Annotated in this window: 23 protein-coding genes, 1 tRNA gene and 2 pseudogenes; 10 read left to right on the forward strand and 16 right to left on the reverse strand. The window is 67.6% G+C overall.

All coding sequences use genetic code 11. The features are described 5' to 3' along the window. Window positions 1-25 precede the first annotated feature (25 nt). Window positions 26-364: a hypothetical protein gene (locus tag EXE42_RS02285; protein WP_092922981.1), complete on the forward strand. Its 339-nt coding sequence runs from the start codon at window positions 26-28 to the stop codon at window positions 362-364. A gap of 168 nt (window positions 365-532) precedes the next feature. On the opposite strand, the gene EXE42_RS20995 is transcribed toward EXE42_RS02285, so the two are convergent. The 5 genes from EXE42_RS20995 to EXE42_RS02310 are packed head-to-tail and all read right to left on the reverse strand — an operon-like array spanning window position 533 to window position 3,395. Then, window positions 533-856, reverse strand: coding sequence for a hypothetical protein (locus tag EXE42_RS20995; protein WP_394347991.1), 324 nt, complete (start codon window positions 854-856; stop codon window positions 533-535). Then, a complete protein-coding gene (locus tag EXE42_RS02295; RefSeq protein WP_092922987.1) occupies window positions 853-1,209 on the reverse strand; it encodes an AzlD domain-containing protein in 357 nt (118 codons plus the stop codon). Before EXE42_RS02295 ends, EXE42_RS20995 begins: the two co-directional genes overlap by 4 nt. Window positions 1,210-1,240: 31 nt before the next feature. Continuing rightward, complete coding sequence (locus EXE42_RS02300; protein ID WP_092922990.1) at window positions 1,241-1,930, reverse strand: AzlC family ABC transporter permease; 690 nt, start codon at window positions 1,928-1,930, stop codon at window positions 1,241-1,243. A 2-nt stretch (window positions 1,931-1,932) separates the two neighbouring features. Then, window positions 1,933-2,808 (reverse strand): RNA methyltransferase, encoded by an 876-nt coding sequence (locus EXE42_RS02305; RefSeq protein ID WP_137693225.1) that lies wholly within the window; start codon window positions 2,806-2,808, stop codon window positions 1,933-1,935. Next, window positions 2,805-3,395 carry a hypothetical protein gene (locus tag EXE42_RS02310; protein WP_137693224.1) on the reverse strand — a complete coding sequence of 197 codons (591 nt, stop codon included), beginning with the start codon at window positions 3,393-3,395 and terminating at the stop codon, window positions 2,805-2,807. The genes EXE42_RS02305 and EXE42_RS02310 overlap by 4 nt, the downstream gene beginning before the upstream one ends. 158 nt (window positions 3,396-3,553) lie before the next feature. Between EXE42_RS02310 and EXE42_RS02315 the strand changes: the two genes are divergently transcribed. Beyond that, on the forward strand, window positions 3,554-4,066 hold the full coding sequence (locus EXE42_RS02315; protein WP_092922999.1) for a DUF192 domain-containing protein: 513 nt from the start codon (window positions 3,554-3,556) through the stop codon (window positions 4,064-4,066). 36 nt (window positions 4,067-4,102) lie between these two features. Here EXE42_RS02315 and EXE42_RS02320 read toward each other — a convergent pair whose 3' ends face one another. Both EXE42_RS02320 and EXE42_RS02325 read right to left on the reverse strand, forming a co-directional pair. Next, a complete protein-coding gene (locus EXE42_RS02320) occupies window positions 4,103-5,149 on the reverse strand; it encodes a hypothetical protein (RefSeq protein WP_092923002.1) in 1,047 nt (348 codons plus the stop codon). Between the two features lie 76 nt (window positions 5,150-5,225). Further along, complete coding sequence (locus EXE42_RS02325; RefSeq protein ID WP_137693222.1) at window positions 5,226-5,933, reverse strand: DUF1405 domain-containing protein; 708 nt, start codon at window positions 5,931-5,933, stop codon at window positions 5,226-5,228. Window positions 5,934-6,088: 155 nt separating this feature from the next. Between EXE42_RS02325 and EXE42_RS02330 the strand changes: the two genes are divergently transcribed. Together EXE42_RS02330 and EXE42_RS02335 are read left to right on the forward strand one after the other, a co-directional pair. Further along, a complete protein-coding gene (locus EXE42_RS02330; RefSeq protein WP_137693221.1) occupies window positions 6,089-6,715 on the forward strand; it encodes an FxsA family protein in 627 nt (208 codons plus the stop codon). 103 nt (window positions 6,716-6,818) lie between these two features. Further along, a tRNA-Ile gene (locus EXE42_RS02335) sits at window positions 6,819-6,892 on the forward strand. A gap of 296 nt (window positions 6,893-7,188) precedes the next feature. Here EXE42_RS02335 and EXE42_RS02340 read toward each other — a convergent pair. The 4 genes from EXE42_RS02340 to EXE42_RS02355 all read right to left on the reverse strand — a co-directional run bounded on the left by EXE42_RS02340 (window position 7,189) and on the right by EXE42_RS02355 (window position 9,685). Further along, complete coding sequence (locus EXE42_RS02340; RefSeq protein ID WP_137693220.1) at window positions 7,189-7,794, reverse strand: site-specific integrase; 606 nt, start codon at window positions 7,792-7,794, stop codon at window positions 7,189-7,191. Between the two features lie 123 nt (window positions 7,795-7,917). Then, complete coding sequence (locus EXE42_RS02345) at window positions 7,918-8,169, reverse strand: type II toxin-antitoxin system HicA family toxin (RefSeq protein WP_092923014.1); 252 nt, start codon at window positions 8,167-8,169, stop codon at window positions 7,918-7,920. A 6-nt stretch (window positions 8,170-8,175) separates the two neighbouring features. Continuing rightward, window positions 8,176-8,433, reverse strand: a complete 258-nt coding sequence (locus EXE42_RS02350) for a hypothetical protein (protein ID WP_092923017.1) — start codon at window positions 8,431-8,433, stop codon at window positions 8,176-8,178. A gap of 334 nt (window positions 8,434-8,767) precedes the next feature. After that, a complete protein-coding gene (locus EXE42_RS02355) occupies window positions 8,768-9,685 on the reverse strand; it encodes a hypothetical protein (protein WP_137705816.1) in 918 nt (305 codons plus the stop codon). Between the two features lie 506 nt (window positions 9,686-10,191). Between EXE42_RS02355 and EXE42_RS02360 the strand changes: the two are divergent. From EXE42_RS02360 to EXE42_RS02370, 3 genes and pseudogenes are all read left to right on the forward strand, one after another. Then, window positions 10,192-10,464 (forward strand): annotated as a pseudogene (locus tag EXE42_RS02360) (AAA family ATPase); the annotation flags it as partial. Window positions 10,465-10,578: 114 nt separating this feature from the next. Further along, window positions 10,579-10,830 (forward strand): AbrB/MazE/SpoVT family DNA-binding domain-containing protein, encoded by a 252-nt coding sequence (locus tag EXE42_RS02365; protein WP_008442702.1) that lies wholly within the window; start codon window positions 10,579-10,581, stop codon window positions 10,828-10,830. Then, a pseudogene (locus tag EXE42_RS02370) lies at window positions 10,831-10,965 on the forward strand (VapC toxin family PIN domain ribonuclease); the annotation flags it as partial. A 379-nt stretch (window positions 10,966-11,344) separates the two neighbouring features. Here EXE42_RS02370 and EXE42_RS02380 read toward each other — a convergent pair. Next, window positions 11,345-13,114: a choice-of-anchor I family protein gene (locus tag EXE42_RS02380; RefSeq protein ID WP_199233578.1), complete on the reverse strand. Its 1,770-nt coding sequence runs from the start codon at window positions 13,112-13,114 to the stop codon at window positions 11,345-11,347. A gap of 388 nt (window positions 13,115-13,502) precedes the next feature. On the opposite strand from EXE42_RS02380, the gene dhaK reads away from it, so the two are divergent. The 3 genes from dhaK to EXE42_RS02395 are packed head-to-tail and all read left to right on the forward strand — an operon-like array spanning window position 13,503 to window position 15,660. Beyond that, the gene (gene dhaK, locus EXE42_RS02385) at window positions 13,503-14,501 is read left to right on the forward strand and encodes a dihydroxyacetone kinase subunit DhaK (RefSeq protein WP_092923026.1); all 999 of its coding nucleotides are present in this window, start codon (window positions 13,503-13,505) and stop codon (window positions 14,499-14,501) included. Further along, the gene (gene dhaL, locus EXE42_RS02390; RefSeq protein ID WP_137705818.1) at window positions 14,498-15,235 is read left to right on the forward strand and encodes a dihydroxyacetone kinase subunit DhaL; all 738 of its coding nucleotides are present in this window, start codon (window positions 14,498-14,500) and stop codon (window positions 15,233-15,235) included. Before dhaK ends, dhaL begins: the two co-directional genes overlap by 4 nt. Next, a complete protein-coding gene (locus tag EXE42_RS02395) occupies window positions 15,235-15,660 on the forward strand; it encodes a PTS-dependent dihydroxyacetone kinase phosphotransferase subunit DhaM (RefSeq protein WP_137705819.1) in 426 nt (141 codons plus the stop codon). The genes dhaL and EXE42_RS02395 overlap by 1 nt, the downstream gene beginning before the upstream one ends. 29 nt (window positions 15,661-15,689) lie before the next feature. Here the strand turns inward: EXE42_RS02395 and ptsP are convergent, their stop codons facing one another. The 4 genes from ptsP to EXE42_RS02415 all read right to left on the reverse strand — a co-directional run bounded on the left by ptsP (window position 15,690) and on the right by EXE42_RS02415 (window position 19,406). Beyond that, window positions 15,690-17,408 (reverse strand): phosphoenolpyruvate--protein phosphotransferase, encoded by a 1,719-nt coding sequence (ptsP, locus tag EXE42_RS02400; RefSeq protein ID WP_137705820.1) that lies wholly within the window; start codon window positions 17,406-17,408, stop codon window positions 15,690-15,692. Beyond that, window positions 17,405-17,749 (reverse strand): HPr family phosphocarrier protein, encoded by a 345-nt coding sequence (locus EXE42_RS02405; RefSeq protein ID WP_137705821.1) that lies wholly within the window; start codon window positions 17,747-17,749, stop codon window positions 17,405-17,407. Before EXE42_RS02405 ends, ptsP begins: the two co-directional genes overlap by 4 nt. Window positions 17,750-17,846: 97 nt before the next feature. Continuing rightward, on the reverse strand, window positions 17,847-19,049 hold the full coding sequence (locus EXE42_RS02410; RefSeq protein ID WP_137693211.1) for a redox-regulated ATPase YchF: 1,203 nt from the start codon (window positions 19,047-19,049) through the stop codon (window positions 17,847-17,849). A gap of 99 nt (window positions 19,050-19,148) precedes the next feature. After that, window positions 19,149-19,406: a hypothetical protein gene (locus EXE42_RS02415; RefSeq protein WP_092923043.1), complete on the reverse strand. Its 258-nt coding sequence runs from the start codon at window positions 19,404-19,406 to the stop codon at window positions 19,149-19,151. Window positions 19,407-19,499 lie beyond the last annotated feature (93 nt).

Genomic DNA, 19,499 nt, shown 5'->3' on the forward strand with positions numbered 1-19,499 from the left:
GTGAACGCCGCCGGTAGCGTGGCCCATGCCGCACGACCCGCTCTCGCCCTCCGAGGCCCTCCGCACGCCGCTCGGTGCCGTCCTCGCGGCGGTGAGCCTGCTCGTGTTCGTTTACTCGCTCGTGATCGCCGCGCAGATCCTGCTCGGCGTCGTCGTCGTCCTCGCGCTCTCGGTCGGGCCGTACCTCTCGTACCGGCTGTTCGCCGCGCTCGACTCGCTCGCCGACGGCGCTCAGCGGATGGCGGACGCCCGCGAGCGCGAGGCCCGAGGCGACGGCGAGGCGCGGTTCGACCGTCCCGTCGACCGCGACGCCGCCGAGACGCGCGAGCGCTCCGGAGAGCGGGCGACCGAGCGCGAGCGCTGACCGAACCGCCCGGGTCGACGGCGAAGCCGACCGATCTCGGCTCCCGCGAGTCTCGGCGCGACGCTTTATCTCCGCGCGCTGCGATAGGAGGGCATGAACTGGCGACTCGTCGCGACGGTGGGTGTCGGCGTGAGCGCGTTCCTGCTCACGGTCGCCGCCGTCACGGAACTACTCGCGCTGCGGATCGAGTTCTCGGCGCTCGTCGGGCTCCCGGTCGGCATCCTCGTCGGCGGCGCGTCCGCGACGGCGACGTGGCTCCGACTCTGGAACGCTCCGGGCGCTCGCCCCGCGCTGCTCGGCGCCGCGGCGGTCGGCTACGCCGTCGTCGCCCTCGCGGCCGCCTCGTACGCGATCTCGTCGGTCCGGGGGTTCGTGAGCGTCGAGAGCGCCCTCGCCGTCGCGCTCCTCGTCGGCGTCGCCGCCTTCGCGATCGCGAGGCGCCGACCGGACCGGTTCGACTGGCCAGAGGTCGGAAGCCCCGCAGCACCTCACGCGAACACGACGAACCGGAACAGCCACAGCGTTCCCATCCCGGTCGCGATGGTCGCGAACACGTTCTCCGTCCGCCACGCGACCGCGCCGGCGACGGCGCCGGCGATCAGCCGCTCGTCGAGGAGGGTCGCGGCGACCGACGGGCGCAGCGTCACGAGGTCGGGGAGGACGAGCGCAGCGAGGACCGCGGGCGGGACGTACCGTAGCGGTCGCTGGACGCGCGCCGGGACCCCGTCGATCCGCCCGAACAGGTGGATGAAGGAGAGCCGGATCGCGTAGGTGACGACGCCGATCGCGACGATGGCGACCCAGGCGCGCGGGGAGGCGACGGCCGCGCCGAGGGCGCCCGTCACGACGCGACCGCCCCCGAGTCGACCGCGTCGGTCACGAGGCCGTCACCTCCGTCACGAGCCCGGCCGCGATCCCGGACAGCGCCCCGACGAGCAGGCCGAGGTTGAGCGGGAGGCCGACTGCGACGACCGCCGTCGCGCCGCCGGCGACGCCCGCGACGGTCGTCGGGCGATCCTTCATCGCGGGGACGAGTAGCGCGAGGAACACGAGCGGGACCGCGAAGGTGAGACCCCACGCGTCCGGAACGCCGGCGCCGAGGACGACGCCCGCGACGGTGCCGATCTGCCAGACGACCCACAGCGACGCGGCCGCGCCGAGGTAGTAGCGCCACCGACTGCGCTCGGGGTTCTCGTCGAACTCGGCGACCGAGAGCGCGTACGCCTGGTCGGTGAGGAGGTACGCGAGCCCCGCTCGGAGCCGCCGCCCGTACTCCGCGAAGTGCGGCGCGATAGACGCCGAGTACATCAGCATTCTGAGGTTGATCACGACGGCCGTGCCGACGACGACCGCGAGGGGCGCGTTCTCGCCGAGCAGGTCCAGCGCCGCCAGCTGGGAGGCGCCCGCGAACACGATCACGGACATCCCGACGGCCTCCGCGAGGCCGAGTCCGGCGTCGACCGTCGCGATACCGGCGACGAGCGCGAACGGCGCGATCCCTAACATTAGCGGCGACACGTCCCGTACGCCGGCCAGCAGGTCCTCGTCGAGAACGGACCGGGACACGGCTATTGCTCCTTCGGATACGGGGGCTCGTCGTACTTCGCCGCGAGGTGGTCGGCGTGCTCCAGCTTCGCGTTCGCCTTGCGGAAGGTGCCGAGCAGCGAGTGGACCTCGCGTTCCGTGGGGTGCGCGCGGCCGAGCAGCCGGCGCATCAGCAGCGCGTTCTTCTCGCGGACGTGTTCCCGTTGCCCGGTCGCCGCGAGGAACTCGTCGAAAAAGTCGTGGAAGCGCTCGACGTCGGCCTCGGGGGCGCGGGTCACCTCGGTGTCGGGTAACTGGGTCTCGTCGACGGTGAGATCGCGCAGTTCGTACAGGAGGACCGTCGCGGCCTGCCCGAGGTTCAAGACGGGGTAGTCGTCGTCGGCCGGGATCGAGCACACTTCGTCGAGCCGCGAGAGCTCCTCGTTGTTGAGCCCGCGCCCCTCGCGGCCGAAGACGATGGCGGTGGGGGCGTCGACCGCCTTCAGCGACTCGCGCAGTTCGACGGGCGTCTTGAACGGGAACCGCTCGTGGCTGCGGTCGTCCTCGCCGGTGATCGCCGTGGTGCCGACGGTGTGGTAGTTCGCGACCACCTCCTCGAAGGTGACCTCCTCGGCGTTCGGGAGCACGTCCTCGCGGGCGTGGCCGGCGAAGCCGTACGCCTCGCCGTCCTCCTCGATCTCGGGCGGATCCACGAGCTTGAGATCCGTGAGGCCGAAGTTCTTCATCGCTCGTGCGATCGTGCCGACGTTCCCCGGCGTCTCCGGTTCGACGACGACGACGACGGGCTTGCGGCGATCGGCCACCGTCTCTGCGGTTTCCGCGGCTCTCGCTGCCGCCGCGGCCTCGGTCGCTTCCTCGCCTCCTTCCTCGCCCGCGTCTCCGTCCTCGCCGTCGCTCATCGGTCCGACGGGTAGTCGGTCGAGAGGTCGAGGTCGGACTCCGTGAGGTCCGCCTCGGTCAGTTCCTCGCGCTCGGGGTCCTCCTCGCCGGCGAGTTCGAGGATGTCGATCCGGTCGCCGTCGAACCCCTCATCGAGCCGGTCCTGGACCTCCTGTTGGTCCGGGAGGTCCGGCAGCCCGTCCGGGTCTTCCTCGACGTGCTCGACGGAGCCGTACCCCTCGGGCGCCTCGTTGCCGGCGGCGACCCACTCGTGGAAGCGGTCCGCGAACTCGACCGATCCCTTGTGGTCGCTGCCGCCCGCCTCGCGGAACCAGTAGAGCAGCTCGCGCTCGTGCTCGGGACAGAGGAGTACCTCGCCGTCCGGCTCGCCGTAGACGATTTCGGCCTCGTTACAGCGGTGGATCTCGTCTTCGCCGTAGTCGAGGTAACAGACGTCGCAGGGCTCCTCGACGAGGCCGACGAGCCGCAGGAGTCGCTCTCGCGGGTCCTCCGGGATCTCGTCGAGGGGCTTCAGCTCCTCGTCGTCGGTGAATATCTCGTCCTCCTCGAAGCGCCACCCGCGGAGGCCGATGCTCACTTTCGCCATGTCCCAGGCTACGCTCCGGCGGCGATAAAAGCGCGTCCTTCCCGGCACGAGGGCGACAGCTGCGCCGCGTCGGAGAGACCGAGCCGGGCGCCCGCGAGGTCCGCCCCGGCGCGACCCCGACGCGGTCGCTTATGTACCCGGCGTCCCTCGTCGCGGCCATGAGACGGCGGCGACTCCTCGGGCTGACCGCGGCCGCCACGCTCGGCGCCGCCGCGGGCTGCCTCGGGACCGGCGACGGCGGCGGCGGCGACACCGCATGGCCCACCGGAACGTACGCCGACTACGAGACGACGACCGTGACCGTCGAGAGCCCCGAGGGCGACTCTCGGGGATCGGTGACCGCCGCGATCGCGGACACCGGGGACAAGCGCATTCTGGGTCTCAGCGACGCCGAATCGCTGCCCGAAGACGGCGGCATGCTGTTCGTGTACGACGCGCCCCGAGACTCGCTCACCTACGTGATGCGTCGGATGAGCTTCGGGATCGACATCGTCTACGTCGACGGCGACCGGACGATTACGCGAATTCACAACGCGCCCGAGCCGGGTCCGAACGAGGACGGCGAAGCGCAGCGGTATCCCGGCTCGGGCCAGTACGTGCTCGAACTTCCCTACGAGTGGACCGACCGTCACGGCGTCGAAGTCGGGGACTCGTTGGTCTTCGAGCTGTAACTCAGTGATCCCGGAAGCCGGCCGAGGCCGCGTCCGTCAGAACTCGAACCCGACGGCGTCGCGACTCGGACGGAGCGGGCTCTTCGGGTACGGCGGCTCGGCGTCGGGGTCGTTGAACGCCCGCGGCGCCACGTCGTTCGGCCCGTTCGGGTAACAGAGCGCGGCGAGCGTCTGAATCGCCGTGCGCCCGCTCGCGAGCTCGAACTGGCCGCCGCCGTACAGCTCGATCCCCTCCCGTTCGCAGTGGGCGATCGTCTCGAACAGCGATTCGAGCGTGCCGAACCGCGACGGTTTGATGTTACACCAACCCGGCTCGATCGGGAGGGATTCGAGGCTCTCGACGCCGTCGACCGGGTAGTCGAAGGAGAGCCGGTCGGCCTGCGGCTCGACGAGCGCGCTCGTCGCGGGCGTGAACGCGGGGTCCTCAACGACCGCGGCCGGGAACGCCGCGAACACGTCGCGGTACAGCTCCGGGTCGGGCTCGACGTCGACGTCGGTCCCCTCGTACCACCCCTTCAGGTCGAGGATGCGCACGGCGTCGGTCTCGCGCAGCGTCTCGAACGCCGCCTCGGGCCACTCCGGGGTGGGGTCGAGCTTGAACTCCAGGTCGGGGTCGCGCGAGAGCAGCGCCTCGACGCGGTCGGTCGAGGGCGGGTCGCCCAGCCGCGTCGAGACGACGAACCTGACCGGCTCCGGGTCGACGCCGAGCCGGTCGCCAAGCGACTCCTCGCGCTGGCGGAGCGCTAAGTCGAGCGCGGCGCTCTCGACCGCCCACCGGCGGTAGTTTCGCGACGTCTCGTTCTCCGGCGGGGTTCCGTGAAAGAGGTCGATCTCGTCGAGCCGGTCCGACAGCGCGTCGATCGTCCACTCTCCCTCGATATCGATCGGGTCGGTCCCGGCGAGCGCGTCGTGGTCGGCGGTCTCGTAGGTCACGTCCTCGCCCCGACCGACGACGCCGTCGCCGGAGAGGCGGTACTCCGTGGTCGTCCGCTCGAACCCGCTCGTCGTGTTCGCGGTGTGTCGCCGGCGACCGACCGACTCGATCGTCACCGACAGGTCCGCGATCCGATCGTAGTGGCTCATGACCGATCCGAGGCGGCCCGGTCACTTAAATCGGTGAGCGCGGCGTCGGGGGCGACCCGAATACGTCTCGGCCCGACTACGTCCCCGGGTCGCTCGCGCGGCCTCGGAGGGTCGCGATCCGGGTGCCGAGCGTCCAGAACAGCGGGACCACGGTGAGAACGACGGCGCCCGCGGCCGCGACCTGGAGGACGGTCGTGGTGAACCACGGCTCGCCGTCGGCGTACGGCAGCGAGGTGTGAGTCACGTTGCCGATCACGGGGACGAAGTAGTCCATCAGCAGGTCCGCGGTGTACCACGCGGTCGCGACCGCGACCGCGCGGAGCGGGAAGTCGGTGATTCGATGGAGGACGAGCGCCTGAACGACCATCGCGAGGTGGCTGAAGAGGAGGAACGCGTACAGCGCCGGGCCGTTGACCGCGAGGAACTCCGGCCAGAAGACGACGAGGACGTACGGGGTCCACAGCCCGAGTTTGACGTTGCCGAAGAAGGCGAGCGTCGCGAGCGTGTCGCTCGACCGCCCGAGCGCCCACGCGCCGAGCGCGAGCGCGATAAGCAGCGTCGCTCCGGGGCTGTCCGGAATGAATACCCACATCTCGGTCGGGAGGGCTCGGAACTGGAACCGGTAGTACCAGAAGCCGAAGGCGGTGCCGACGAGGTTGATGGCGACGATGACCCACGCGAACCGGAAGGCGATGTCTTCCAGCCGCTTCGGGAGCGGCGCGACCCACCGCGGGAGCGACTCGCGGTCCGGCGGGTCGCGGCCGAGCGCGCCGACGATGTCCATACCGCCGGGTCGGACCGGGCGGGCAAAGCCGTGGCGGTCGCGGCGGGCGCGACCGGCGCCGGGGGAGGCGAACGCGGGACGAGCGACCGCGAAACGTCGCCCGACCGGCGGCCGCGACGAAAAGGGCTATGGGCGCCCGGCGGGAAGGCGGGGGTATGCGCCCGCGAACGCTGCTCGCGCTGCTGCTCGTCGTCCCCCTCGTGGACGCGCTGTTCCTGATCGTGGTCGCGACGCGGCTCGGGTGGCCGGCGACGGTCGCCTTGGTCGTGTTGACGGCCGTCCTCGGGATGCTCCTATTGCGCGCCGAGGGGCGCGCCACCCTCGCGCGCATCCAACGGAAGGCGGCGCAGGGGACGCCCCCGACCGACGAGCTGCTCGACGGCGGGCTGCTCATCGCCGCGGGCGCGTTCCTGCTCACGCCGGGGCTCGTCACCGACGCGGTCGGCTTCCTGCTCGCGCTCCCCCTCTCGCGGGTCCCGATCCGGATGGCCCTGAAGAAGTACGTCGTCGTTCCCTACATCGAACGCGAGACGGACGGCTTCTTCTCGGGCAACGTCTACATCGGCGGCTTCCCGAATGACGGCGAGGGCGGCTTCTCGATGGGCGGCGGCGGGTTCCCCGGCGGACCCGGGGGCGGTCCCGACGGATTCGACGGCGGCGACGCAGTCGACGCCGACGGGAGCGCCGGGGGGAACGCGAACACCGGCGGCGCGTCGACGGACGACGACGTCGTCGACGTGGACTTCACCGTCGAAGAGGAGGAACGGAAGGGAACCGACTGACCGCACGGGCGTCGCGACGGTCCGTGAAACCGCCACACTGCGGCCGGCTGCCGAAAGGAAACCCTTAAAATCCTACCCGCGCAACGATTGAATGCGCTCACCTGGGCCAATAGCTCAGTCAGGTTGAGCGCTCGGCTGATAACCGGGAGGTCCGCGGTTCAAATCCGTGTTGGCCCACCTACTGCCCGCTCGGTCTCCGACCGGGCGAGATTGGTGGGCTGGGACTCCCCAGCCACCCAATTTCGGTATTCTAACGCTCCTGAGAATGGGGTCTAAAATCGTCATTCCACTAGGTTCCTAAGCGCGCCCCGACGCCGTACAGCGGTGCGCGAATCATGTGCTATAGCTGCGCCAACCGATATCGCTCCCCCAGTTAAGGTTTCACCGACAACCATGTGTGATATTATGTAGTCTAATTTAAGTAAGTCTTTTCTATTACACTACTTGATTAAATTATATATTATTATATAATTTTATCTAAATCCAGCTTCGTCAAACGCAGTGTTGACAATATCTGGCGTTGGTGAATTAAGATATGGCTCGATCGCCTGAAACGAGTCCCACCCGCCGACCGTCATGACGACGCGCGGGTCCATCTGCCGATCGACGAGGAGCCGCTGCGCGAACCGGCGCCGGAGATCGTGGCTCGACACGTGGCGGAAGTCCTCGTCGCCCGTCGCTTCGGCCGCGCGCTCGGCCGTGCGCTTGACCACCGCCCGGACGCCGCTCTCGGAGAGGTCGACGATCGGCTCGTGGCGGCCGACATCCTCCGAGCGGACGTACCGATGGAGATCGCCCTCGACCTCCCGCGGGAGGTAGGCGTCGCGAGGCTTCCCGCCGCTCCCGGTCGTGTCCTTCCCCTTAGGGACGCGGAGCCGGAAGTGGTCGCCGTCGGGAGTCCGATTCACGTGCTTCGGCGTGACCTGGGGGGTCTCGAAGGCGCGGAGGCCGACGAATCCGCCGAGCTGTATCACGAGGTCGTCGCGGTGACTCCCGGCGGCGCGACGGAGCGCCTCGAGGTCGTCGTCTGTCAGCCAGCACTTGTACTGGTTCTCTTTGCCGGTCGCCTCTAATCGCATACGAACTTCCAAAGGAAGATAGCACTTAGTACGGCAGAACCGACGAGGTCCTCGGCGTGATCGGGGCGGAATCAGGGGGTTCGTTGACGACTTGTTCTAGAAGTCGGCCGTCACTCCCGGCCGTCACAGAAGCTCGTCGATCCACTCACACCACGCCTCAAAGTCGTCGGCACCGCACTGGTCGGCGATCGACCGGTACGTGTCCTGTGAGATCTGGTCGCTGTCGGTGAGCGGAACACTCACCACGCGAACCTCGTCCGACTCCGGGTGCTCGTACCGGAGCTTCACGTGACTCCCCTCGCGGCCGACCGGTTGGTACCGCATCGATCGGAGTGCCTTCACGATCTCCCGACCGTCAAAATTCGCATAGACCATCCCGGACTACTCCCACGGCGGCTCGCCAGCATCCTCGACCTCGTCTGGGTCAACGCCGATCTCCTCCAGGAACGCCTCCTCGTCGTCGATCGGCTCGCCGCCGCCGGCGTGGAGGGTCAGCGCGTCCGCGAGCCGAGAGAGTGCGACCGGCTTCGACTCCCCCGACGCGGCGACGCCCGACTCGACGTCACGCGCCGTCACGAGATCGCCCTCGTAGGTGAACTCCACCCCGTCGGCACGGTCGTTCTCGGAAGTGGTCGCCATTACGTGTAATCAGGCGCGGAACCGGTGAAAAGTGTTCTGGCGTGGTGTTCTAGTAGTCGTCAAGATGGGAATCAGCGATGCTCGTCGATCCACTCGCACCACCCGTGGAAGTCGTCCTTTTGTGGATCCGAGGAGCTGCGATACGTTTCGCCGACAACGTACTAGTCTCCATAGGCCGGCATGTTCTGACTATCGTGTCTCTTTCAGTCGACCTTGTCAAACCGATCGTTCAACTGCCCCGTAATCCCGATGCGTTCAACGTAGATCTGCTGTACCACTGGAAAATCGTGAGAATATCATATCGTCGTGGTAGCTACACGACAGCACTCAGCAGTTAACCCATTATTGTGGTTTGGAGAAAGAACTCGATCGTCATCAAGAGGAGGGGGAGAATTATCGATCCGATCAACCGGGCGATGATAGACACTCGGAGCGGATACAACCGCACCTGTTGGTACGTCTGATACTCATTCCTGAGTCGGGTAAGTTTCTGTTCGGTGACGGGGTCCGTGTTCGCGAGATCTGCACCCGCTCGTGGTTCGCCAGCCGTCCGCTTCAGCTCCTCGTATTGATCCCGTATGTTCTCGAGGATCCGCTGACGAATCTCATTGGCCCGCTGACTGATCCTGATTGTCGGGTAGAGAAACGATAATCCAATGAAAACGGCGTACAGACTGCCCATCACGTAGATGAGGGATCCTGCGGGTGGTCCGACCACCGCGGCGTACTGTAGTTGAAGTGGAAGCAGTAGCGAGCCGATGGAGAACAACCCAGTAGTTCGAATCGCATACCTTCCGATGATGCTCATTCCCCCTAGTCCGTCCGGATACATGGGATCGATGCGGAGTTCTAAGGAAGCGATGTTCCGAATAGTAAGGACCGTCACGACGACCAACAAAAACCCGATACCCACAATCGCTCCTATCCAGAGCAGAACGACAGATACCGCCCAAAACAGTGGATCAGTGACACCGAAGAGGCCATATTCCCGGAGAAACGGACCTCCCCGGGCCATCAGAATCGGGATAGGGGTTGACGCGAGGATGGCTGTCATCCACCAGTACCGATCGATCAGACTGCTGTATCGATCTACCAAACTCTGTGCTTGGGTTCGGTCCGAGGAGGCCACAATTCCGGTTACATCGTCGCGGAACGTCGGGAGGAGTTCCGCCTCGTAGTACCAGATCAGGTACGGGGCCACAAGCAGAATGAGGAACACTGCGGCGAAGCTGAAGAGGTAACTAAGGGTCATGTACTGCCAGCGAAGCGCCAAATAAGCGGCTAGTACAATACTCGGTGGGAGACCGAAAAGCAATGCGCTCGCCCCAGCGTATGACTTCACGCGCCGCTTTCCACGCTCAATCCATTCCGTGATCCACAATTGACCGTTCAACGTGTCAGTATCCTCCGCATGCCTTGTCTGAGACTCTTCCATAGTTTAGTCACTTACTCACTTGTCACGAGATTGACCGAGACCTGATATATAGGTTTTTTTGGGCCTGTTGGACCCCTGTGACAGATATCCAAGAGAACTCTTCACCCGGCTCACATTCTCTCTCACTTGGTCACATCATCAGTAACAGTTCACTATGGTCGACGTAGGCGAACATCCGCGAATCGTTCGATGAAGCTGGTAACCGGGGACGAACAGGATCGGTAATGGCGTCAGCGCTGGGCATTCGGAACCATCCGGAACACTCTGCCGTCGGCTTATATCCCCACGCCGTGACCGGGTAAGACGTGATACGCGACGGAACGGTGTTCGACGACGACCACCTCCCCTCCACCATTGTTGGCCGGAATCGGCACATGAACGAGGTAACGGACGCGCTCGCACCGATTCAAGAGGACGTCCGTGCCGAGAACTGCTTCCTGTTCGGTCCCTCCGGCGTCGGGAAGACGACCGTCGCGAAGGCCGCCGTTCGCGAGCTCCGGCAGGAAGTCCTCGAAGTCCCCTACGCCTACGTGAACTGCTGGCAGGACTACACGCGGAACGCGGTCCTCGAACAGATCTCTCGCGACCTCGTCGGCGTCGATCACACTACGCCGACACCACAGTCCTGAGTAGACCTGTTCGTCGCCGTGTCTTCAACAGTAGTGTATGAGCACACTAAGTTTATTGAGAGCGGTCTCATACTCCCGAGCATGAGCAGCGAGAGCGTTGATTCCGAAAGCAAGGTCTCGGGAAACCAGGCGAACATTCCCGCGCACATCCGTCGAGAGATGGAGATCGACGACGGTGACAAGCTCCGCTGGCAGATCGAGGACGACGGGACGCTCCGCGTGCGGGTCGTCCAACAGCGCAGCGGGACGTTCAGCGACTTCGACGGATACGACGGCGACCGGGAGACCGATGTCGAGAGCGAACACGACGCGTGGGGCGTCGACCCCGAGTAGATGCCCCGGGCACTCGTCGACACGAGCGTTCTCTTCGCGGCGGCGTACCGTCGGGACAGCGCACACGGGGACGCACTCCCGATCCTCAAGGGGATCGACACCGCGGACCTCCCGGAAGCGGTGATTCTAGATTACGCCGACACCTCGTCGGTCAGGGAGGTCGATCGGGCGGACGTTCCCGCCGCGGTCCGCGACGCGGTGTCGTGGCCCGGCGGGTGATCGCTCGGGAGATCGGTCGCGCGGCACGGGAGGTGCGTCTCGGCGGCGCGGCGGAGCGGCTGCGAGAACTCGTCGTCCCGGCAGCGCGTCACGAGGATGGGGGCGTCGTGGACACGGGCGACGCGCGCGACCGACGCGACCGCGCGGACGAACTGAAAGACCACGCCGAGGAGGATCACCCCGACGCGTACGGTGAGACTTCGGGGACAGAGCGTAGCGTCGGACCACCAGATCGAGCCGTGAAGGAAGGTGCTGCCTGTCCGACCTGTGGACGAGAGGGTGTGAAAAAAAGTGGCTAGTCTTCGTCTTCGCTGTCGTCAGCGTCGTTGCCCCGTCCGCGTCCCACGCCGGGTCCATTTTCCGCCGCAGCCGCGTCCTCCGGTAACGGGGTTACCTCGAACAGGGCGACGGTCCCACTAACTTCGTATCCGGCAGCGAACAGTGGGTTGTTCGTCGGACTACCGTCGGCGGAAATGAACTCCAAGCCTTCCGGGCTGAAATCTCCACCGCGGCCCGGACTCTCAGGGTTTTCAGCGAGATCACCGAATCCGATCGAGAAGTCGCGGTTGACTACTGTTTGGATGTAGCGCGGGTTCGCGGGCGTGGTCACGTCGTAGACGAATATCCCAGATCCGCGCTCGATACCGACGAACGCGAACGTCCGGTCGCCGACCTGTCCGATTTCGATGCCTTCTGTCTGTGGACCGCCCGAAGTGGCCCCTTGGAACCCGGCCGGGAACTGCTCGGCGTACCGCTTTGGTAACTCGTTGCCGCTTTCGAACACTAATTGTAAGCCGTTGTCAGTGGCCTCCCAGATGGCGAATGAGCGGGTTCCGAACAGATACAACTCTTCGAACTGGCCGTCGTTATCGTGGTCGCCAAGCTGGTTCGTTACCTCGAGATTGCCCAAGTTTTCGGGGCGTTTGAGCGCTTCAACGCTATCGACAAACGGGTTCTCTGAGAGCCGGGGCGCGAAAGCGTCGTCCGCCAACGACAGATCGCTCACGGTTGACACCTCGTAATCGCGCGAATCACCTTCATTCGCGGTGATGAGATACTGGCGCCCGGCGACTTCGTACGCCCGAATCCCATCGGGCTGGTACATGCCTTTGACCGGCCAGTTCTGGAAACTGATCACGTCTTCGTCACCGGCGTCGGCGTCGCTCGTGTCGAGCTCATTGCCCGGAAGCGAGAAGTCCTTGAATCCGAGCCCGGATATCTCCGCAATCTCGGCGCGTTGAATATCGACTCTCGCAACGGCGTTGTTCTCTTGGAGACTCACGTACGCCGTTCCGGAGTCGGGCGTTACCGTGACAAATTCCGGTTCGAAGTCTGTCGAAGGGCGAGGGTCCTCGACCGCTGCGCTTGCCCCGTACACGCGGACGCCCTCCGCACGGAGCGCATCGATGTCGTCGTCAAACGGGGTGAAATCGAGGGTTTCAACCCGCGGAGCATCTCTCCGCGTGACGTCGATAATGCTGATCGAGCCTCGGGGGTCGGTCCGACTCCCCGGAGACTCGTCGAAGGCGGGCTCGCCTTCGTTCGCCGAAAGAACGTACTGACCGTCAGGCGTGATGGTCACCTTGTCGGGCAACGCTCCAACATCTGCCACGGCCAGCAGCTCGAGTTCGCTCGGGTCGTAGAGGGCGACGAATCCGGCTGCTTGTGGGTTCTCGTTTTCGACTGCCACCGCGACGAGATCGCCCACTACGTCGACGCTGTTTGCCCCGCCGCCGTTATCGACATCCGCAGCGGCGTCAAGAACGGCGGCCTGCTCCGGCGCAGCGGGGTCCGTGACATCGAGCACTTCGATCTGCCCGGCGCCAGAGTTCACAACAAACAGCCGGGACCGTGATGCGTCGTAGGCGACGATCTCTGCGCCCCCGTCAAACTCGCCCGTCTCATAGCGCCCTACACGCCGGAGACTGACTCCCTCGACGTCATTGTGAGAGTCCTCGTCTCTCTCCGGCGGGCCCCGTTGAAACGCTCGAGTTCCGACCAGAGCAGTCAACGACAGGCCACCTGTAGTACCGAGTACTGCCCGCCTGGAATAGTCGCGTTTCACACGACCACGCTCAGTGGCGTTTCGTTTAATATTTAGTAAGTGAGCAACGTCCGGCTCATGACTGCTCTATATCCGTAATTAGTATTCAGCCGAAAATGCTCCGTGAAAATCCACGGCCGGTGATACGGAAAATTCGAGGCGAAAGCCCCGCGCTTTAGCGCGGCGAGGATGTCAAAGCCGGCGAACCCCAGAGGTCGTCCGTTTGCGACTCGCCGGCAGCGTCGGTCCGCGTTCGTTCGACGTTGTCCGTCTGTTCCATACCCTCCCGCTCAACGTGGCTGTGTGCTGACCCCGATGTCAGGCGTGACGACCCTCGGGAGAAAGCGGCGACGACTCCGGGGGGGTGCCACTACGTTTAACCGGTCCGGACGAGATGTTACCAACGATCATGAAGAAGCTGATCAACGATCCGGACGACGTCGTCGACGAGATGCTCGACGGGATGACCGCGGCGCATCCCGACCGCCTGCGGCGGCTGCCGGACACGCAGGTGCTCGTGCGCGACGACGGTCCGGTCGACGACAAGGTGGCGCTGGTGACCGGGGGCGGCAGCGGCCACGAGCCGACGCACGCAGGGTACATCGGCGACGGCATGCTCGACGGGGCGGCCGCGGGCGACGTGTTCTCCTCGCCGACCGCCGACGAGTTCGAGGAACTGATCGGCGCCTGCGACGCGGGCGACGGCGTCCTCGCGATAATCAAGAACTACGAGGGCGACGTGATGAACTTCGAGACCGCCATCGAGCTCGCGGAGATGGAGGGCGTCGAGGTCGAGAGCGTCGTGGTGAACGACGACGTGGCCGTCGAGGACTCGCTGTACACCTCCGGCCGCCGCGGCGTCTGCGGGACCATCCTCGTCCACAAGGCCGCGGGCGCGAAGGCCGCACAGGGCGCCGACCTCTCGGAGGTCAAGCGCGTCGCCGAGAAGGTGGTCGACAACGTCGGCACGATGGGCACCGCGCTCACCTCCTGCGTCACCCCGGAGAAGGGCGAGCCAACCTTCGACCTCGGCGACGACGAGATCGAGCTCGGCATCGGGATCCACGGCGAGCCGGGCACCGAGCGCACCGAAGCGATGCCCGCGGACGAGGTGACCGAACACCTCACCGAGGCGGTCCTCGACGACCTCGACCTCGACGAGGGACAGGAGGTGCTCACGGTCGTCAACGGGATGGGCGCCACGCCACAGATGGAGCTGTTCGTCCTCAACCGCCGGCTTCAGGAGCTGCTCGGCGAGCGCGGCCTGGAGACGTACGACGCCTGGGTCGGCGACTACATGACATCGCTGGACATGGCCGGGGCGTCGATCACGGTGTGCGCGGTCGACGACGAGCTGAAGGAGCTGTTCGACGCGCCGGCCGACACGCCGGCGCTGACCGTCAAATGAGCGACGACGGCGCGGCGGTCGTCGCGGCCGTCGAGGCGATCGCCGAGCGCATCGAGAACGAGCGGGACCACCTGACCCAGCTCGACTCCGCGATCGGCGACGCCGACCACGGCGGGAACATGGCGCGCGGCTGGGCCGCGGCGGCCGACGCCGCGCGCGACCTCGACGACCCGGACGCCGAGACCGTCGCGAAGACGGTCGGCAAGACGCTGATGGCCGAGGTCGGCGGCGCCTCCGGCCCGCTGTTCGGCGGGTCGCTCGTGTTCGCGGCGGGCGAGCTCGAGGAGGGTGTCACCCCCGAGACCGCGGTCGCGTTCGCGGAGACGTACCTGGAGAAGGTCGAGGACCGGGGCGACGCGCGCGTCGGCGACCAGACGATGGTGGACGCGCTGACGCCCGCGGTCCACGCGTTCAAGAAGTCGGTCGAGGTCGACGACCTCCCCCCGATCGAGGCGCTCGCGAAGGCGGTCGACGCCGCCGAGCGCGGCGTCGCGTTCACGGTCCCGATCCGGGCTCGGAAGGGCCGGGCCTCGTATCTCGGCTGGCGCTCGGTCGGCCACCAGGACCCGGGGGCGACCAGCACCCTGTTCATCCTCGAAGAGCTGCTGGCCGTCGCCGCGGAGCGGCTCGGCGTCGACCCCCCGGAGACGGACGCCGCCTCGCCGACGATCCCGGACGAGGACCCCGACGAGGCGGCAGAGGACGGCTCCGCGGCGGCCTCGGAGGACGACTGATGGTCGGGATCGTCGTCGTCTCGCACAGCGAGCGCGCCGCGGAGGGGATCGCGGAAATCGCCGCCGAGATGGCCGGCGACACCCGGATCGAGCCTGTCGGGGGCGACGGCAAGGGAGGTATCGGCACCGTCCCCGACGCGATCGAAGACGCCGTCGACGCCGCGGCCGGCGTCGGGGACGACGAGGCGGCGGAGCCCGACGGAGGCGACGGCGACCCTGACCCGGTCGTCGTCCTCGTCGACCTGGGCAGCGCGGTGATGAACGCGGACGTCGCCGTCGAGCTGAGCGAGGCGGAGGCGGTCATCGCGGACGCGCCCGTCCTCGAGGGCGCGGTCAACGCGGCGGTCGCGGCCACCGACCCGTCGGCCACGATGGAGTCCGTTCGCGAGCAGGCCGAGGCGGCGCGCGATATGGAGAAGCTGTAGGCCGCGACCCTTCGTCGCTTCCGTTCGACCTACGATTCGCGGTCGTCGAGGCCAAGCACGTCCAGCACCTCGCCGCGCGTCTCGCAGGCGACCGCGTCGGCCGCGAGCGACCGGGCGTCGTCGAACTCGACCTCGCGAACCCGGCGTTTCACGTCCGGCACCGTCACCGCGCTCATGCTGAGCTCGTCGAAGCCGAGCCCGACGAGCAGCTCCGTCAGCGCCGGGTCGCCGGCCATCTCGCCGCACATCCCGGCCCACGCGTCGGTCCCCTCGACGGCCGCGGTCGTCCGGTCGAGCGCGCGCAACACCGCCGGGTGGAGCGGATCGTGGTACTCTGCCACCGCGTCGTTGCCGCGGTCGGCCGCCATCACGTACCCCGCGAGGTCGTTCGTCCCGACGCTCAGGAAGTCGAGCCGCTCGGCGAGCGCGTCCGCGAGAAACGCCGCCGCCGGCGTCTCGACCATCGCGCCCAGCTCGGGGACCGCGTGGTCGACGCCCTCGCTCGCAAGGTCGTCGGCGACCGACTCGACGGTCGCGACCGCGCGCTCGACCTCCTCGACGCGGGTGACCAGCGGGAACATCACCGCGAGCCCGTCGCCGGCGTCGGTCGCCGCGGCGCGCAGCAGCGCCCGGAGCTGCGTCTCGAAGAGGTCGTCGTGCTCGTCGAGCGACAGCCGGATCCCCCGCCGCCCGAGGAACGGGTTCGGCTCGTCGGGGAGCTCCAGGTAGGGAATCGGCTTGTCGCCGCCGACGTCGAGCGTCCGCACGACGACGCGGTCGTCGGGGAACGCCGACAGCGAGGCCCTCACGGCCTCGTACTGCTCCGCCTCGCTCGGCGGCGCCTCGCGGTCGACGAAGAGGAACTCGCTCCGGAACAGCCCGATCCCGTCCGCGCCGCGCTCGGTCGCCGGCCCCAGCTCGGCCTCGCCGCCGACGTTGGCGGCGACCTCGACCGGCCGGCCGTCGGCCGTCTCGACGCGCTCGCAGATCGCGTCCGGACCCGCCTCCCGCACCGCGTCGCGGCGCGCCTCGTCCGGGTCGACGACGACCTCGCCGGCCTCACCGTCGACGAGGACCGTCTCCCCGTCCGCGACCGATTCGAGCGCCTCGCCGACGCCGACGACCGCGGGGATCGCCAGCGACCGCGCGATGATCGCGGCGTGAGAGGTGCGGCCCCCCTCGACCGTCGCGATCCCGGCGACCGCGTCGGGGTCGAGCGCGGCGGTGTCGCTCGGCGTGAGCCGCTCCGCCAGCAGGACCGTCCCCTCGGGGAGCGCGGCGAGGTCGGCGGCGGTCGACCCGCCGGATTCGCGGTCGAGGAGCGCGCGGAGCAGCCGGTCGCGGACATCGCGCAGGTCGTCGGCGCGCTCGGCCATCCGGCCCTCCATCCCCTCGAACTGCGAGACCGCCTCGTCGAACCGGTCCGCGACGGCGTGCGCCGCGGGCGTCCCGCCGCGGACCGCGGCCTCCACGTCCTCGACTATCGTCGGATCGTCGAGGAACCCCTCGTGGGCCTCGAACACCGCCGCCTCCTCCTCGCCCACGCGCTCGGCCGTCCGGTCGCGGGCGTTACGCAGGGCCTCCCGCACGGCGTCCCGGGCCGCCTCGTATCGGTCCAGTTCGGCGTGGACGTCGACCGACTCGGGGTCGGGTCGGTCGGGGAGCGTCAGGTCGGCGTCGGGGCGGTACCAGCGCGCCGTCCCGACCCCCGAGCGCGGCGTGCTGCCGACGCCGTCGAACGTCCTCACGGCGCGCCCTCCGTCTCGTCGCCGCCGTCGGTTTCGTCCTCGCCGTCGGTCTCGTCATCCTCCTCCGCCGCGTCCTCGACCGGGCTCGTGAGCAGATCGCAGACCGCGTCCAGGGCCGCCTCGGCGTCGGGGCCCTCGGCGACCACGCGGACCGACTCGCCGTGCTCGACGTTCAGCCCGCTGACGGAGAGCATGCTGTCGGCGCGGACGAGGCCGTCGTCGCCGTCGTCGTCGCGCCCGATCGACACGTCGGCGTCGAATCGGTTCGCCGTCTGTACCAGCTTCGAGGCGGGTCGGGCGTGGAGGCCGGCCTCGGGTTCGACCGTGACGGTCCGTTCCATAGGGACGGGTTGGACCCCGGCGGGTAATAGCTGATCGGGGTCTCCGGGGACTCGGCTACGAGGGCCGGGGAGCGAGAGCGAGCGGACGGGCCGCCACTCAGGGCGCCGCCTGCTTCGTCGAGACCAGCTCGATCACGTCGCGGTGGGAGAGCTCGCGGTCGGTCCCGACCTGCCTGCCGCTCCGGCAGTCGGTACCGTGGAGGAGCCCCTCGCCGATGTCGGAGTGGATGTGGTACGCGAAGTCCTCCGTGGTCGACCCCGCCGGGAGGATGAAGCAGTCGCGGAAGACCCCCTTCTCGTCTTTGCTCCCGTTCGCGGAGCCGGGGAAGACCGCGATACAGCCCAGCACGTCGAAGACGGCCGCTTCGAGCGCGCCCTGAACGCCGGTCCCGTCGTACTCACCGACGAACTCCGCGATCTGATCGAGGCCCGCTTCCTGCTCGCCGGAGACGTCGCCGACGACGTCGAAGCCGCTCTCGCCGGGGGTGTAGTCGACGACGCCGGCCTCGTCCGCGTTTTTGAGGGCCTTCTCCGCGTGGGCGCTGGAGGGGACGAAGGATAGGTGGTCGTAGTCGGGGTCCGTCGTTATCTCCTCCCAGTTCGCCTGCGCCTCCGGCGTGTCCATCTTGTTGGCGGCGACGACCATCGGCTTCGTCCGCTTGCGGATCTCGCGGGCGAGGTCGGCCTTGTCGGCGTCGTCCCACGTCTCCGGATCGAGTTCGAGCCCCTCGGCGAGGATGACGCGCTTCATCCGGTCCTTGTCGATGCCGAACGCGGACATCTGGTCGGCGAGCTCGGCCTCGATGGCGGCGTCCGCGCCGTGGTAGCGCGTCTCGAACTTCTCTACGCCCTTCTCCAACACGTCGAGGTACCAGGCGTCGAGCTCCGCCTCCAAGAAGTCGATGTCCTCGCGGGGGTCGTGGCCCTCGGTCGCCTCGCCCTCGATGTCGGTCTTCCCCGAGAAGTCGACGACGTGGATCAGCACGTCGGTCTCGTTGAGGTCGGTGAGGAACTGGTTGCCGAGCCCGCGGCCCTCGTGGGCGCCCGGGACCAGCCCGGCGACGTCGACGAGCTTCACGGGGACGAACCGCGTCCCCTCGCGGCAGACGCCGACGCTCGGCGTACACGTCTCGTCGAACTCGGGCGCTGCGCAGTCGACGCGGACGTACGCCTCGCCGACGGTCGGGTCGATGGTGGTGAACGGGTACGCGCCCTCCGGCACGTCGTTCATGGTCGCGGCGTTGAAGAACGTCGACTTCCCCACCGAGGGCTTGCCGACGAGTCCGATCCGGTAGCTCATTACCACCAGTGCGCGATCCGCGGTAAAAAGCGATGCGAGACGCGCCGTGGCGTGGGGAGCGGTGACGAGGGGCGAGATTCGAGGACCGGTCGAGCGCCGTTACGCGTCGCCGTCGGACTGTCCCGGTTCGCCGAGCGCCTCGATCGGGAGGACGTTCTGGAGCGCGGCGTGCGCGTCGGCGGCGCTCTCGAAGGTGTCCTGGTCGACGTCCGCGAGCAGGTCACCGAGGTCGGCGTCGCCGTCGGCGAACAGCACCGTCGTGCCGGCGAACGACTCGGCGAGCGCCTCCCGGTCGGCGGGGTACGCGTGATCCTCGAGCGTCGGTTCGAGCCGGGAGAGGTTGATCTCGTCGGACATACAGTCCCCTCGGCGGGACGAGGCATAAACGCGCGCCCTGGTACCGCTTCGACGGATACCGGCGAGGAACCAGCAAAAACTGTAAAGAGTTAT

It is taken from the genome of Halorubrum sp. SP3 (assembly GCF_005435195.1).
GTDB classification, from domain to species: domain Archaea; phylum Halobacteriota; class Halobacteria; order Halobacteriales; family Haloferacaceae; genus Halorubrum; species Halorubrum sodomense.

Bases quoted from the DNA above. Each gene is read 5' to 3' on its own strand.
- EXE42_RS02285 (WP_092922981.1), top strand. From the start codon at position 26: ATGCCGCACGACCCGCTCTCGCCCTCCGAGGCCCTCCGCACGCCGCTC.
- EXE42_RS02305 (WP_137693225.1), bottom strand. From the start codon at position 2,808: ATGAGCGACGGCGAGGACGGAGACGCGGGCGAGGAAGGAGGCGAGGAA.
- EXE42_RS02310 (WP_137693224.1), bottom strand. From the start codon at position 3,395: ATGGCGAAAGTGAGCATCGGCCTCCGCGGGTGGCGCTTCGAGGAGGAC.
- EXE42_RS02315 (WP_092922999.1), top strand. From the start codon at position 3,554: ATGAGACGGCGGCGACTCCTCGGGCTGACCGCGGCCGCCACGCTCGGC.
- EXE42_RS02320 (WP_092923002.1), bottom strand. From the start codon at position 5,149: ATGAGCCACTACGATCGGATCGCGGACCTGTCGGTGACGATCGAGTCG.
- EXE42_RS02325 (WP_137693222.1), bottom strand. From the start codon at position 5,933: ATGGACATCGTCGGCGCGCTCGGCCGCGACCCGCCGGACCGCGAGTCG.
- EXE42_RS02330 (WP_137693221.1), top strand. From the start codon at position 6,089: ATGCGCCCGCGAACGCTGCTCGCGCTGCTGCTCGTCGTCCCCCTCGTG.
- EXE42_RS02340 (WP_137693220.1), bottom strand. From the start codon at position 7,794: ATGCGATTAGAGGCGACCGGCAAAGAGAACCAGTACAAGTGCTGGCTG.
- EXE42_RS02345 (WP_092923014.1), bottom strand. From the start codon at position 8,169: ATGGTCTATGCGAATTTTGACGGTCGGGAGATCGTGAAGGCACTCCGA.
- EXE42_RS02350 (WP_092923017.1), bottom strand. From the start codon at position 8,433: ATGGCGACCACTTCCGAGAACGACCGTGCCGACGGGGTGGAGTTCACC.
- EXE42_RS02355 (WP_137705816.1), bottom strand. From the start codon at position 9,685: ATGACCCTTAGTTACCTCTTCAGCTTCGCCGCAGTGTTCCTCATTCTG.
- EXE42_RS02365 (WP_008442702.1), top strand. From the start codon at position 10,579: ATGAGCAGCGAGAGCGTTGATTCCGAAAGCAAGGTCTCGGGAAACCAG.
- dhaK (WP_092923026.1), top strand. From the start codon at position 13,503: ATGAAGAAGCTGATCAACGATCCGGACGACGTCGTCGACGAGATGCTC.
- dhaL (WP_137705818.1), top strand. From the start codon at position 14,498: ATGAGCGACGACGGCGCGGCGGTCGTCGCGGCCGTCGAGGCGATCGCC.
- EXE42_RS02395 (WP_137705819.1), top strand. From the start codon at position 15,235: ATGGTCGGGATCGTCGTCGTCTCGCACAGCGAGCGCGCCGCGGAGGGG.
- EXE42_RS02405 (WP_137705821.1), bottom strand. From the start codon at position 17,749: ATGGAACGGACCGTCACGGTCGAACCCGAGGCCGGCCTCCACGCCCGA.
- EXE42_RS02410 (WP_137693211.1), bottom strand. From the start codon at position 19,049: ATGAGCTACCGGATCGGACTCGTCGGCAAGCCCTCGGTGGGGAAGTCG.
- EXE42_RS02415 (WP_092923043.1), bottom strand. From the start codon at position 19,406: ATGTCCGACGAGATCAACCTCTCCCGGCTCGAACCGACGCTCGAGGAT.